Below are 12,645 nucleotides of genomic sequence, written 5' to 3'. Positions count from 1 at the left end.
GGTAACACTACGTAACGTCAGCGTGCATGGTAGCGGCTTCCCCAGAGACCCGGGGCGTCAAGGGTGCTTTGGGCAGGGCCGGCCGGCATGAACGTGGCGTGTTGCCTACACCTGTATATTCATACACTATGCTGCCAGCCAACGCGCATGTTCTGAAACAGGAAAGCCCATGCCCCTGAACGTCTCCTCTGCCTTTCCCGACCTGGGGCGCGACGCCCCTGGTGGCAAGGCCGCGCGTGCCGGCAAGGCAAAGGCTGGCGCAGGCAAGGGCGGCGCCAGGAAGGCCGGCAAGGCCTCGGCCACTTCGGGCGACAAGGCCGCCACGCCTGCACAGTCCGCTGCCAGGCCTGCCGCCAGTCCCGCGCAGAAGGCGCTGCAGAAAATGGGACTGGTGCGCGACATCGACCTGGCGCTGCACCTGCCGCTGCGCTATGAGGACGAGACCCGCATCACCGCGCTGCGCAATGCGCGCGAAGGCGATACGGTGCAGATCGAGGCCACGGTCACCCACAGCGAAGTGCAGCTGCGCCCTCGCCGCATGCTCAAGGTCACGGTGGACGACGGCACGGCCGAATGCGTGCTGACCTTCTTCAGCTTCTACCCTTCGCACCAGAAAACCCTGTCCGTGGGCGCGCGGCTGCGCATACGCGGCGAGGTCAAGGGCGGCTTCTGGGGACGGCAGATGCTGCACCCCGCGTTCCGCGCGGCCGGGGGGGATCTGCCCACGGCGCTCACGCCCGTCTATCCGGTGGCGGCAGGACTGCCCCAGGCCTATATCCGCCGCGCAGCGGCCACGGCCATGCTGCGGGCCGACCTCTCCGATACGCTGCCCGCAGGAGAGCACCCGCCCGTGGCCCATTTCCACGGCAACGGCGGGCTGCCGCCGCTGTTCAGCCTGCGTGACGCGCTGCAGTTCCTGCACCATCCCACGCCCGATGTGGCCCTGGCCACGCTGGAAGACCATTCGCATCCGGCCTGGCAGCGCCTGAAGGCCGAGGAACTGCTGGCCCAGCAACTGTCGCAATACGAGGCCAAGCGCGAGCGCGCGCGGCTCAGGGCGCCCGTGCTGCGCGCATTGCCCATGGACAGCGCCCAGGGACTGGCGCGCCAGTTTCTCGACCAGTTGCCCTTTGGCCTGACCGGTGCCCAGCAGCGCGTGGTGGGCGAGATCCTCGCCGACATGCAGCGCCGCATGCCCATGCACCGGCTGCTGCAGGGCGATGTGGGATCGGGCAAGACGGTGGTGGCGGCGCTGTCGGCCGTGGCCTGCATCGAGGCCGGCTGGCAGTGCGCGCTGATGGCGCCCACCGAAATCCTGGCCGAGCAGCATTTCGGCAAGCTGGTCGGCTGGCTGGAGCCGCTGCTGGCCCCGCTGGGCAAGCGCGTGGCCTGGCTGGCCGGCGCGCAGAAGAAGAAGGAGCGCACCGCCATGCTGGAGCTGGTCCGCAGCGGCGAGGCGGCCCTGGTGGTGGGCACGCATGCCGTCATCCAGGACCAGGTGGAGTTCAAGAACCTGGCGCTGGCCGTCATCGACGAGCAGCACCGCTTCGGCGTGGCCCAGCGGCTGGCGCTGCGCCAGAAACTCGCAGCCTCGGGCATGGAGCCCCATCTGCTGATGATGAGCGCCACCCCGATCCCGCGCACCCTGGCCATGAGCTACTACGCCGACCTGGATGTCTCCACCATCGACGAGTTGCCGCCTGGGCGTACGCCCATCGTCACCAAGCTCATTGCCGACAGCCGCAAGGACGAAGTCATCGAACGCATCGGCGCCCAGGTCGCCCAGGGGCGCCAGGTCTACTGGGTGTGTCCGCTGATCGAGGAAAGCGAGGCGCTGGACCTGTCCAACGCCACGGCCACCCACGCCTACCTCAGCGAGATGCTGCCCGATGTCATGGTCGGCCTGCTGCATTCGCGCATGCCCACGGCCGAGAAGAAGGCGGTGATGGAGCTGTTCTCGGCCGGCGTCATGGGCGTGCTGGTCTCCACCACCGTGATCGAAGTGGGCGTCGATGTGCCCAATGCCTCGCTCATGGTGATCGAGCATGCGGAGCGCTTTGGCCTGTCGCAGCTGCACCAGCTGCGCGGGCGCGTGGGGCGGGGGGCGGCGGCCTCGGCCTGCGTGCTGCTGTATTCGGTGGGAGACAGCGGCCGCCTGGGCGAGACGGCCAAGGACCGGCTGCGTGCCATGGCCGAAACCAACGACGGCTTCGAGATCGCGCGGCGCGACCTGGAGATTCGCGGTCCGGGTGAATTCCTGGGTGCGCGCCAATCAGGCGCTCCCATGCTGCGCTTTGCCGATCTGGAGCAGGACCTGATGCTGCTCGACTGGGCCCGCGAGCTTGCGCCTCGCATGCTGGAGCAGCACCCGCAACTGGCCCAGCGGCATGTGGACCGCTGGTTGGGCGGCAAGGCCGAATTCCTCAAGGCCTGATGGGCCGGCCCCTGCTTGCGGGATGTTCCTGTTACGTATTTTTACGCGCCCGGGCGCTGCCTGGTGGCGGCCTGCTCCGCAGGCCTGCAGCCCGCGCCAGACAAGGTTTGCGTGTGCGTTGTAGCTGTCGGTAGGGAGCGCTTCATGCGGTCCTGGCGGTGACAGCTGCGCGCGGCGACGGCATTGAGTATTTGTGACATTTTGGTACATTGAGTCGCAAAAAACAGGGTAGGTCCATCCGGGAGGGGATGGCCTGCCACTCCTCCCCACGCTTCCCCACGGGGAGGACGGCCGTGATCACTCTTGTGTTGTCCCATCTTTCTGAGAATGAGGAGCCGTCCACATGAATGAAGCCGTTCAAGCGAATGAACTCGTCGAGACCTCCTGGCGCATGGGCCTGGTGGCCCTGTCCTATGGCATTGCCGTGCTGGGCTCCTTCGTGGCCCTCACGGCGGCACAGCGCATCCGCAGGCGCACGGGAATCAGCTGGCTGAATCTGCTGGCGGCCGGCACGGCGCTGGGCGGCATAGGCGTGTGGTCCATGCATTTCACGGGCATGCTGGCGCTGAACCTGGGCATGGGCTCGGGCTACTCCATGGTCGAAACCCTGGTGTCCCTGGTGGCTGCCGTCGCTGCGACCTCGGTGGCGCTGGCCTTTGTCGCGCGGCGGCCCGAAAGCGGGTTGCGCGTGCTGGGCGCCGGCACCCTGCTGGGCCTGGGCGTGGCCTTCATGCATTACCTGGGCATGTACGGCATGCGCTTTCCGGGCTTCATCGTCTGGTCCGTTCCCACCGTGGTGCTGTCCGTGGCCATTGCCGTGGTGGCGGCCAGCGCCGCTCTTTGGCTGTCGTTTCGCACCGGCTCGCTGGGCATGCGGGCGCTGGCGGCTGCCGTGATGGGGGCGGCAGTATGCTCCATGCATTACACGGGCATGGCCGCAGCAGACTTTGTATGCATTTCCGAGACACAGCGGTATGCTCGGCCGCAAGGTTTTGCCGTGATCAGCGCTTTGGACCTTCCCGTCTTTACCGTGATCGTGGCCATAGGCCTGGCAGCATTGATAGGCATGGACCAGCTCATGCAGCAGCGCGACCGGATGCGCCGGCCGCTGCACTAGGTGGATAAATGCAAAAAGCCGGCAGGTCGGGGAGCGCGCAGTGGTCATGCGTGGACGAGGACTGGCACAATCGAAATAGGACAAATCCTAGAGTCTGCACAGGAACTTTTGAGGGGAGCACCCCGGCAACCGGGCCGCAAGGCCTGGTTACACAAAGGTTTCGGCCCAGGTTCCAGGTCTAAGACCATCGTATTTCCCGAGGTTCCCTCCCAGACACAGCTCGCCAATGACACTTACCGAACTCAAATACATCGTGGCCGTGGCACGTGAAAAGCATTTTGGCCGCGCCGCCGAAGCCTGTTATGTGTCCCAGCCCACGTTGTCCGTGGCGATCAAAAAGCTGGAGGAGGAGCTCGATGTCAAGCTCTTCGAGCGCAGCGCCGGCGAAGTGTCGGTCACGTCGCTGGGAGAGGAGATCATCCGGCAGGCGCAAAGCGTGCTGGAGCAGGCCGCCGAGATCAAGGAAATCGCCAAGCGCGGCAAGGACCCGCTGTCGGGCGTGCTCACGCTGGGCGTGATCTACACCATCGGCCCCTACCTGCTGCCCGATCTGGTGCGCAACTCCATCCTGCGCACGCCGCAGATGCCGCTGATGCTGCAGGAGAACTACACCATCAAGCTGCTGGAGATGCTGCGCACGGGCGAGATCGACTGCGCCATCGTCGCCGAGCCCTTCCCCGACACCGGCCTGGCGCTGGCGCCGCTGTATGACGAGCCCTTCATGGCTGCCGTGCCCAGCACCCATGCGCTGGCCCAGAAGGACCATGTCTCCACCAGCGATCTCAAGAACGAGACCATGCTGCTGCTGGGCTCGGGCCACTGCTTCCGCGACCATGTGCTCCAGGTCTGCCCCGAGTTCGCACGCTATGCCAGCAATGCCGAAGGCATTCGCCGCACCTTCGAAGGTTCGTCGCTGGAGACCATCAAGCACATGGTGGCCGCCGGCATGGGCGTGACCCTGGTGCCGCGCCTGTCCGTGCCCGCCGATGCGCTGGAGACCACGGCGCGCCGCCGCAAGACCGACGAGCCGCACATCCGCTACCTGCCCATCCTCGAGGACGACGGCTCGGCCCCGCCCACGCGCCGCGTGGTCCTGGCCTGGCGCCGCAGCTTCACGCGCTACGAGGCCATCGCCGCCCTGCGCAACGCGGTTTACGCCTGCGCCTTGCCCGGCGTCAAACGCCTGTCCTGATGACTGCACCGCTGCGCGGGCCGTGCCTCCAGGGCCACCGCGCTTGCGTTATCGTTGCTTTCGGTCTCCGGGCGGTCTGCCCGGGGCATATTCCATCCGTACGAAGTTGAAAGGGATCCCATGGCCAAAAATGCCAGCAAAGACAAGTCCGGTGCAAAGAAGCCAGAGGCCGTGCAGGCCGCCAAGACCGTGCAGGCAGCGACGGCCGATGTCGCACCGGTGTCCGTGCGCTCCAGCGCCATCCACATCGGCATCAGCGACAAGGACCGTGCCGCCATCTCCAAGGGCCTGTCGGCCCTGCTGGCCGACACCTACACGCTCTATCTGACAACGCACAACTTCCACTGGAACGTCACGGGCCCGATGTTCAACACACTGCACACCATGTTCATGGGGCAGTACACGGAACTGTGGAACGCCGTTGATCCCATCGCCGAGCGCATCCGCGCCCTGGGCCATTTCGCACCGGGCTCCTATGCCGACTTCGGCAAGCTCACCAGCCTGGCCGACGTGCCCCACGATCCGCCCAAGGCCCTGGAGATGGTGCGCATCCTGGTGGCAGGCCATGAAGCCGTGGCACGCACGGCGCGCAGCCTCTTCCCGCTGGCCGACAAAGCCAGCGACGAGCCCACGGCCGACCTGCTGACCCAACGCCTGACCGTGCATGAGCAGACCGCCTGGATGCTGCGTGCCCTGCTTGAAGAGTGATGCTGCACATGTCCCAAGCACCTGCCACGGCCCGGGAGTGATGACCGCGCATGCTCCGGACCTGGATTGACGCACACGCCGCCACGAGCGGCCTGTGCCTGGTACTGGCCGCCTTGGGCGGCCTTTTTTTCTACCTGCGCCTGCCCGCCGCCGCGCGGCTGCGCCATGCAGGCCTGCCGATGCCACGCGCCGCATGGCAGGGCCTGGTTGCGGCGGGCCTGCTGGCCACGCTGGCCCTGGGCGTGATGGTGCGCGACATGCTGGGCCTGGGCCAGCCCGCAGGCTGCGACTCCTGCACCGACTGGCCGGTGCTGGACGATGCCCTGCACCAGTGGCTTGCTGGCCATGCCACCGATGCCTGGGTGCGCCCCGTGGTCGCCTTCACCCAGCTGGGCCATGTGGGCTGGATGGTGTCGCTGTCTGTTGCCGTGCTGGCGCTGCTGCTGTGGCGCCGCGACTGGCTGCATGCGGCCGCCTGGGTGGTGGCCACGGCGGGAGTCGGCCTGTGGATACGCGCCATCAAGACCAGCGTGGGCCGCCCGCGCCCCGTGGGCGGCTGGGTGCCCGAGGGCGGCTTCAGCTTCCCCAGCGGCCACAGCGCCGGCACCTTCGTGCTCTATCTGATGCTGGCCTGGCTGCTGCTGCCGTACCTGCGGCCTGCCTGGCGCTGGTGCGTGGGCCTGGCGGCCCTGGCCGTTGCCCTGGGCGTGGGCGCCAGCCGCGTCGTGCTGCGCGTGCACTATGCCAGCGATGTGCTGGCTGGCTGGCTGCTGGGCCTGGCCTGGATGGCGCTGGTGATCTGTGCCGTGGAGTGGGCGCAAACCCGCGTTGCCGGCAGGCGCGGCTGAGGCGCGCCGCCGAGCCCGCCCGCCCAGCGGCGACAATGCGGGCATTTTCGAATGTGATGCGTGCGATGGTCGGCCCACGGCCGCCATCGGCGCCCAGACGCCATGCCTACCTCCTCCTCTACGCCCATGCCTGCGCCCCGGCGCAGCAAACTGTCGCTCTACCTGGACTTGGTCCGCTTCAACCGGCCGGCCGGCTGGCTGGTCCTGGTCTGGCCCACGCTGGCCGCACTGTGGGTGGCGGCGGGCGGGTTTCCGGGCTGGCATCTGCTGGTGGTCTTCGTGCTGGGCACGGTGCTGATGCGCAGCGCCGGCTGCTGCATCAACGACATCGCCGACCGCGACTTCGACCGCCACGTCAAGCGCACCACGCAGCGCCCCATCACCTCGGGACTGGTCTCGGTGAAGGAGGCCGCGCTGCTGGGCGCGGCCCTGGCCCTGGTCTCGCTGGGCCTGGTGCTGACCACCCGCTGGGAGGCCGTGGCCTGGTCCGTGCCCGCCGTGCTGTTCACCATCCTCTACCCGTTCACCAAGCGCTTCTTCGCCATGCCCCAGGCGTTTCTGGGCATCGCCTTCAATTTCGGCATCGTCATCGCCTTCGCCGCCGTGCAGGGGCAGGTGCCCGCCACGGCCTGGATTCTGTGGTTGGCCAACATGTTCCTGGTGCTGGCCTATGACACCGAATACGCCATGGTGGACCGTGACGATGACCTCAAGATCGGCATGAAGACCTCGGCCATCACCCTGGGCCGCTTCGACGTGGTGGCCGTCATGGGTTTCTTCGTGCTCTGCGGCCTGCTCACGGTCTGGGCGTTGGCGCCCTTCGGCCTGGCCTGGCCTTTCTGGCTGGGCCTGGCCGTGGCTGCGGCCCAGGTGATCTGGCACTTCACCCTGATCCGCCACCGCACGCGCGAAGGCTGCTTCGTGGCATTCAGCAAGAGCCACTGGATCGGTGCCAGCCTGTTCGCGGGCGTGGCGCTGGGGTTTGCGCTGCGCTGAGGGCTCAGCGCTGAAAAAAGAAGGGAGGCCGGTGCCTCCCTTTTGCATGGTGCCTGGGCGCGCTGCGCCGGGCTCAGCGGCCGAACTCTGCGGCCAGCTCCTTGGCCCGTGTTTCCGCCGCCCGCATGGCGGCCACGAAATGCTCGGGCACCTGCTGCGCCTGCAGGTGCGTGATGGCGGCGTGGGTGGTGCCTCCCTTGCTGGTGACGCGCTGGCGCAGCACCTCGGCGCTTTCGCTGGAGCGGGCGGCCAGCTCCGAGGCGCCCTGGAAGGTGGCCACGCCCAGGCGGTAGGACTGCTCGGCCGTGAGGCCCATGTCCACGCCAGCCTGTGTCATGGCTTCCAGGAACAGGAAGACATAGGCCGGGCCCGAGCCCGACAGGGCGGTCACGGCGTCCAGGTGCGCTTCCTGGTCGACCCAGACGAACTGGCCCGTGGTGGCCACCACCTGCTCGATGGCGCTCTTGCCTGCGGCATCGACCTGGGCGCGGGCGAACAGGCCCGTCATGCCCTTGCCCACCAGGGCAGGCGTATTGGGCATGGCGCGCACGATGCGGCCCGTGCCCAGCCACTGGGCGATGGCGTCCGTGGGAATGCCGGCGGCCACGCTCAGGTGCAGGGCCTGGGCGGTGTGCGGCGCCACGGCCTGGGCGGCTTCCTTGAAGGTCTGGGGCTTGACGGCCCAGACCACGATGCCGGCACCGTCCAGCGCGCTGGCGGCGGCCGCGGCATCGGCATGGGCCGTGATGCCGAAGTTCGTGCGCAGCGCATCGCGTGCAGCCTCGAAGGGTTCGACGACGACGATGCGGTCTGCGGATTGGCCCTGGCCGATCAGTCCGCCGATGATGGCGCTGGCCATGTTGCCGCCACCGATGAAGGCGATGACAGGGGAGGCTGTGGAAACGGTGTTCATGCTGGTGGCGGTGGAGAAGGAAAACGAAGAGTTTAGAGCGTGTTCCCACCGTGCCAGCGCATGTCCACGCCATGGCTGGCGGCCAGGTCCAGGGGCTGTGCCGGGGCGCCGGGCCGCTGGCGCAGGGTGAGCGCGCAAGGGCCCTCTCCGCGCGTGGCAAGGCGCTGGCGCAGTGCGTCGCAGGCCGCCAGTGCCTGCGCGCCTTGCAGCAGCAGATCGAAGCCTGGCAATGCCAGCCGCGCGCCCTGGTTGTCCAGCTTCTCCAGCGGCAGGCCCGGGCCCAGCAGCGCCCGGTAGCGGTCCAGGCTGGCCTCCAGGTCGTGCACGGCGACGGTCAGCGAGGCTACGCCCAGCGCGCCGTTGGGATGCTCGCGCACGCTGCCTTCGGGCACGCGCAGCGCGCGCGGCGTGATGTCGCCGCACAGGAAGGGCAGGTCGGGCGTGGCGTGGCGCGCCGTCTGCCACAGCAGTTGCGCGCCGTCGGGGCGTACGCGGCCTCCATCCACGGGGCCGACCAGGGTGTCCAGCCCCCGCCCGCGCGCCTCGGCCAGGGCCTGGGAGGTGCTGCCGGGCAGCAGGGCGAAGTCCACCAGCCCTTCGCCATGGTCGCGCAGCGTGCGGTACCAGCGCTCTTCGGGCGCCGGGGCGGTCCAGGCAATGATCTCCAGGTAGGCGCCATCGGCAAAGACGACCAGTGCGTTGTGCGAGGTGCGGCCCGGATGGCGGCCGCCGATGACGACCTGGAAGCCCAGCGCGCGGTAGTCCGCCACGGCGGCCTCGAGGTCCTGCACGGCGATGACGATGTGGTCCAGCGGAAGTGCCATGAATGCTCCTGTGTTGTAAGGGGGTGCCGTCCGGATTCTCAGTCTTCGAGCTGGATCTTGTTGTCCCGCACGAAGCGGCCCCAGCGCTCATATTCCTGGCGCACCCAGCGGTCGAGGGCGGGTCCGTCCGTGGCCATGACTTCGAAGCCCGACTGCATGAGCTTGCTGCGGATGTCGGGCGTGTTCAGCGTGGCCTGGAAGTCTTCGGTGAGCTTGTGCACCGTGGCGGCCGGCGTGGCGGAAGGCGCGAACACGCCGATCCACGAATAGGCCTCGAAGCCCGCAAAGCCCGATTCGGCCACGGTGGGCACGTCGGGCAGCTCGGGCAGGCGCTTGAGGCCGGTCACCGCCAGCGGCTTGATCTTGCCCGCCGAAATCTGGCCGCGCAGCGCCGCGTAGCTGAGCAGCGTGAGGTCGGACACATTGCCGAGTACGGCCTGCACGGCCGGGCCGCCGCCGCCGTAGGGCACGTGCAGCACGTAGGTGCCCGAGCGGCGCTTGATGTCTTCCATCACCAGGTGGTTCATGGACCCCAGGCCGGTCGATGCGTAGCTGTATTTGCCCGGGTTGCGGCGCGCCAGCTCCAGGAAGCCTGCCAGGTCCTTGGCGGGCACCGAGGCCGAGGCGCCGATCACCAGCGGAAAGCGCAGCGCCAGCGACACGCCCGTGAAGTCCTTGAAGGTGTCGTAGGGCAGCCGGGACTTGGCGATGGGATTGATGGCATGGGTGTCGAAGCTGAACAGCAGGGTGTTGCCGTCCGGGGCCGACTTGGCCACGTACTGGGTGGCGATCTGGCTGGCGGCGCCGGGGCGGTTCTCGACGATCACCGACCGCCCGGCCACCTCGCCCAGGCGCGGCTGCAGTATGCGCGCGGCGATGTCGGTGCTGCCCCCTGGCGGGAAGGTGATGACCAGCTTGAGCGGGGCGGCACCCTGCGCGAACGCCGTGCCCGCCGGCCCCAGCAGGGATGCGGCGGCCATGGCCAGCAGCAGCTGGCGGCGGTAAAGGTGGCGTGAAGGGCTGCGTGTAGGGCTGCGTGAAGGGCGGCAGGGCATGGAAACTCCTTTTCAAGCGCATTGACGGGCAGAGGGGAGAGGGGGTCTGTGCGTGGGGCCTGGCGTCAACCCATCCATTGGCTCACCGGCACGGCCGTGTCCTGGAGCTCTTGCGAGATCACATCCACCAGCGCCGGGCCGTCGTGCATCAGCGCAGCCTTGAGCGCGGCTTCGAGGTCTGCCGGGTCCTCCACGCGCCATGCCTTGACGCCGAAGGCCTCGGCCACGCGGGCATGGTGGGTGCGGTTGAAGTCGACGGAGAAGTAGCGTTCATCGTAGCCGGACTTCTGGCTGGCCTTGATCCAGCCGAACACGCTGTTGGAGAACACGATCATCTTCAGCGGCACGTTGCGGCGCACGATGGTTTCCAGCTCGCCGCAGGTGAAGCCGAAACTGCCGTCGCCCATGACCGCGACGACCACGGAATCGGGCTGGCCGATGGCTGCGCCAAAGCCGGCGGACATGGCAAAGCCCAGCGCCCCGTGCGCGCGGTTGGTGATGAAGTGCCGGCCGGCCTGGGGCGCGTCGAAATAGGCCGTGAAGTAGGGACAGGGCGTGCCGGGGTCGGCCACCACGATGGCGCGCGCGGGCAGCAGGCGGTTGAGCGTGTCCACCACGCGCTCGGGCTTGATGGGGCGCTCCAGCGAGGCGGCCAGCGGCGCGAAGAAGGCCTGCTTGGCGGCGCGCGCGGTGGCCGCCAGCGCGGCGCCGTCCGCGGCATCGACGGGGCGGCGGGCGATGCGCTGCTGCACGGCCGCGTGCAGCGCCTGCAGGCCCAGCAGGGCGTCGCCCACCAGGGCCACGTCGGTGCGGTAGTTGGTGCCTATGGTCATGGCGTCCACGTCCAGATGGACGATGGTCACCTTGCGCGAGGGCATCTGCCAGTGCTCGGTGGTAGTGGAGCCGGCGCGTGCGCCGATGAACATCACCAGATCGGCCTGCGCCACCACGGCGCGCGTGGCCTCGACGCCGCCATTGGTGCCCACCACGCCGGCATTGAGCGGATGGCTGCCGGCAAGACTGCCCTGGCCGCTGACGCTGGAGCACACGGGCGCGTTGAGCAGGGTGGCCAGCGCATCCAGTGCGGCGCTGGCGCCCGCGATCAGCACGCCGCCGCCGCAGATCAGCACGGGGCAGCGTGCCGCCACCAGGCGGTCGGCCGCCTCGGCCACGGCCGCCGGATCGGGCGCGGACCGGTAGGCGGGATAGTGGTCATGCCCTGGCTGGGCCCAGACATCGGCCGGATCCAGCGCGTGCTTTTGCACGTCGTAGGGCAGGCAGATATGGGTGGCGCCGGGCCGGCCCGTGGTCATGGCGCGAAAGGCGCTGCGCACGGCATGCGGAATCTGGTCCACGCGGTCGATGGTGGTATTCCACTTGGTCAGCGGCCTGTACAGCGCCTGCTGGTCCAGTTCGGTCAGCGGGAACTTGCCACGCGCGCCCACGGAAACGTCCGAGGTGATGCCCAGCACGGGCACCGAGGACTCGTTGGCCTCGGCCAGGCCGGGCAGCAGGTAGGTGGCGCCGCCGCCGCTGGGGCCTTCGCACACGCCCACCTTGCCGGTGACGCGCGCATAGGCGTCGGCCATGTAGCCGGCGCTGCGCTCGTCCCGCGTGAGGATGTGGTCCATGCCGTGGTCCAGCCGCGCCATGGCGTCGTAGAAGGGCAGGCTGGTGTCGCCGCACAGGCCGAAGATGTGCTTGACGCCGTTGAGCTGAAGCATGCGGACCATGGCGTCGGCGCCATTGAAAGCGGTGGTCATGTCGGGAGTCTCCGGGCAGGTTGGATGAGGGATTTTTAAGAATCCATTTCAGTATACTTAAAAGTATCCAAAGCGCCAGAGGGCACAATGGCGCCATGAAAATCTCCAACATCCGCCACGAACGGGGCTCCAGCGTCTACAGCACGCTGCGTGACATGGCCATTTCCTACGAGTTCAAACCGGGCGAGCGCCTGAGCGAGAGCGAACTGGCGCTGCGCCTGGGCGTGAGCCGCACGCCCGTGCGCGAGGCACTGACGCGGCTGGTGGCCGACGGTTTTCTGCTGCCCGCCAGCCGCGGCTACATGCGGCGCGAGCTGGACGTGAAGGAGTCACTGGACCTGTACGAGGCCCGCGTGGCCGTGGAGCGCGAATGCGTGCGCTTGGCCGTGGAGCGCGCCACCGATGCCCAGATCGACGAGGCGCGGGCCTATCTGGAGCAGAGCCAGCGCGTGGCCTCCGACACGCCGGTGCGGCAGCTGGTGGACCTGGACGAGGGATTCCATCTGCGCATTGCCGACATGGCTGGCAATGCCGAGCTGCGGCGCATGCTGGTGAGCCTGAACGAGCGCATCCGCTTCATCCGGTGGATCGACATGGAGAACGTGGGGCGCGCCTCCACCCAGCACGAGCACCTGGAAATCCTGCAGGCCTTGAGCGACCGCGACGCCCAGGCCAGCGAGCGCCTGATGGCCGAGCACATCGGCCTGCGGCGCGAGCAGATCGTGGAGGCGATTGCGCGCGGTCTGACGCGCATCTACCTGCCGCAGGAGCAGGTGCAGGCCACGCCCTGAAGCG

At 68.3% G+C, this 12,645-nt stretch carries 11 protein-coding genes; 7 read left to right on the top strand and 4 right to left on the bottom strand.

The features are described from left to right. Positions 1 to 169 precede the first annotated feature (169 nt). The 6 genes from recG to ubiA all read left to right on the top strand — a co-directional run bounded on the left by recG (position 170) and on the right by ubiA (position 7,295). A complete protein-coding gene (gene recG / locus G4D77_RS13880; RefSeq protein ID WP_061287265.1) occupies positions 170 to 2,434 on the top strand; it encodes an ATP-dependent DNA helicase RecG in 2,265 nt (754 codons plus the stop codon). A 343-nt stretch (positions 2,435 to 2,777) separates the two neighbouring features. Continuing rightward, positions 2,778 to 3,551 carry an MHYT domain-containing protein gene (locus tag G4D77_RS13875; protein ID WP_154836018.1) on the top strand — a complete coding sequence of 258 codons (774 nt, stop codon included), beginning with the start codon at positions 2,778 to 2,780 and terminating at the stop codon, positions 3,549 to 3,551. Positions 3,552 to 3,777: 226 nt separating this feature from the next. Continuing rightward, positions 3,778 to 4,743 (top strand): LysR substrate-binding domain-containing protein, encoded by a 966-nt coding sequence (locus G4D77_RS13870; RefSeq protein WP_016449154.1) that lies wholly within the window; start codon positions 3,778 to 3,780, stop codon positions 4,741 to 4,743. Positions 4,744 to 4,863: 120 nt separating this feature from the next. After that, positions 4,864 to 5,451 carry a Dps family protein gene (locus tag G4D77_RS13865; RefSeq protein ID WP_016449155.1) on the top strand — a complete coding sequence of 196 codons (588 nt, stop codon included), beginning with the start codon at positions 4,864 to 4,866 and terminating at the stop codon, positions 5,449 to 5,451. Between the two features lie 50 nt (positions 5,452 to 5,501). Further along, on the top strand, positions 5,502 to 6,299 hold the full coding sequence (locus G4D77_RS13860) for a phosphatase PAP2 family protein (protein WP_154836016.1): 798 nt from the start codon (positions 5,502 to 5,504) through the stop codon (positions 6,297 to 6,299). A gap of 126 nt (positions 6,300 to 6,425) precedes the next feature. Beyond that, positions 6,426 to 7,295: a 4-hydroxybenzoate octaprenyltransferase gene (gene ubiA / locus G4D77_RS13855; RefSeq protein ID WP_016449157.1), complete on the top strand. Its 870-nt coding sequence runs from the start codon at positions 6,426 to 6,428 to the stop codon at positions 7,293 to 7,295. Positions 7,296 to 7,368: 73 nt separating this feature from the next. On the opposite strand, the gene proC is transcribed toward ubiA, so the two are convergent. The 4 genes from proC to G4D77_RS13835 form a co-directional block, all read right to left on the bottom strand. Continuing rightward, entirely contained in the window at positions 7,369 to 8,208 is an 840-nt protein-coding gene (gene proC / locus G4D77_RS13850; protein ID WP_016449158.1) for a pyrroline-5-carboxylate reductase, read from the bottom strand. Positions 8,209 to 8,240: 32 nt separating this feature from the next. After that, a complete protein-coding gene (locus G4D77_RS13845; RefSeq protein ID WP_154836014.1) occupies positions 8,241 to 9,032 on the bottom strand; it encodes a VOC family protein in 792 nt (263 codons plus the stop codon). A 38-nt stretch (positions 9,033 to 9,070) separates the two neighbouring features. Continuing rightward, positions 9,071 to 10,087, bottom strand: coding sequence for a tripartite tricarboxylate transporter substrate binding protein (locus G4D77_RS13840; protein WP_016452013.1), 1,017 nt, complete (start codon positions 10,085 to 10,087; stop codon positions 9,071 to 9,073). 65 nt (positions 10,088 to 10,152) lie between these two features. Next, a complete protein-coding gene (locus G4D77_RS13835) occupies positions 10,153 to 11,850 on the bottom strand; it encodes a thiamine pyrophosphate-binding protein (protein ID WP_154836012.1) in 1,698 nt (565 codons plus the stop codon). Positions 11,851 to 11,945: 95 nt separating this feature from the next. Between G4D77_RS13835 and G4D77_RS13830 the strand changes: the two genes are divergently transcribed. Further along, positions 11,946 to 12,641, top strand: coding sequence for a GntR family transcriptional regulator (locus tag G4D77_RS13830; RefSeq protein ID WP_016449162.1), 696 nt, complete (start codon positions 11,946 to 11,948; stop codon positions 12,639 to 12,641). The last annotated feature ends 4 nt before the right edge of the window (positions 12,642 to 12,645 follow it).

This window comes from Delftia sp. WY8, assembly GCF_018437695.1.
In the GTDB taxonomy this organism is placed as follows: Bacteria; Pseudomonadota; Gammaproteobacteria; order Burkholderiales; family Burkholderiaceae_C; genus Comamonas; species Comamonas tsuruhatensis.
Note: the sequence above shows the minus strand (reverse complement) of the source record. Positions and strands in the feature narration are given on the sequence as shown.

Coding starts and splice junctions, on each gene's coding strand:
- recG (WP_061287265.1), top strand. CDS start 170: ATGCCCCTGAACGTCTCCTCTGCCTTTCCCGACCTGGGGCGCGACGCC.
- G4D77_RS13875 (WP_154836018.1), top strand. CDS start 2,778: ATGAATGAAGCCGTTCAAGCGAATGAACTCGTCGAGACCTCCTGGCGC.
- G4D77_RS13870 (WP_016449154.1), top strand. CDS start 3,778: ATGACACTTACCGAACTCAAATACATCGTGGCCGTGGCACGTGAAAAG.
- G4D77_RS13865 (WP_016449155.1), top strand. CDS start 4,864: ATGGCCAAAAATGCCAGCAAAGACAAGTCCGGTGCAAAGAAGCCAGAG.
- G4D77_RS13860 (WP_154836016.1), top strand. CDS start 5,502: ATGCTCCGGACCTGGATTGACGCACACGCCGCCACGAGCGGCCTGTGC.
- ubiA (WP_016449157.1), top strand. CDS start 6,426: ATGCCTGCGCCCCGGCGCAGCAAACTGTCGCTCTACCTGGACTTGGTC.
- proC (WP_016449158.1), bottom strand. CDS start 8,208: ATGAACACCGTTTCCACAGCCTCCCCTGTCATCGCCTTCATCGGTGGC.
- G4D77_RS13845 (WP_154836014.1), bottom strand. CDS start 9,032: ATGGCACTTCCGCTGGACCACATCGTCATCGCCGTGCAGGACCTCGAG.
- G4D77_RS13840 (WP_016452013.1), bottom strand. CDS start 10,087: ATGCCCTGCCGCCCTTCACGCAGCCCTACACGCAGCCCTTCACGCCAC.
- G4D77_RS13835 (WP_154836012.1), bottom strand. CDS start 11,850: ATGACCACCGCTTTCAATGGCGCCGACGCCATGGTCCGCATGCTTCAG.
- G4D77_RS13830 (WP_016449162.1), top strand. CDS start 11,946: ATGAAAATCTCCAACATCCGCCACGAACGGGGCTCCAGCGTCTACAGC.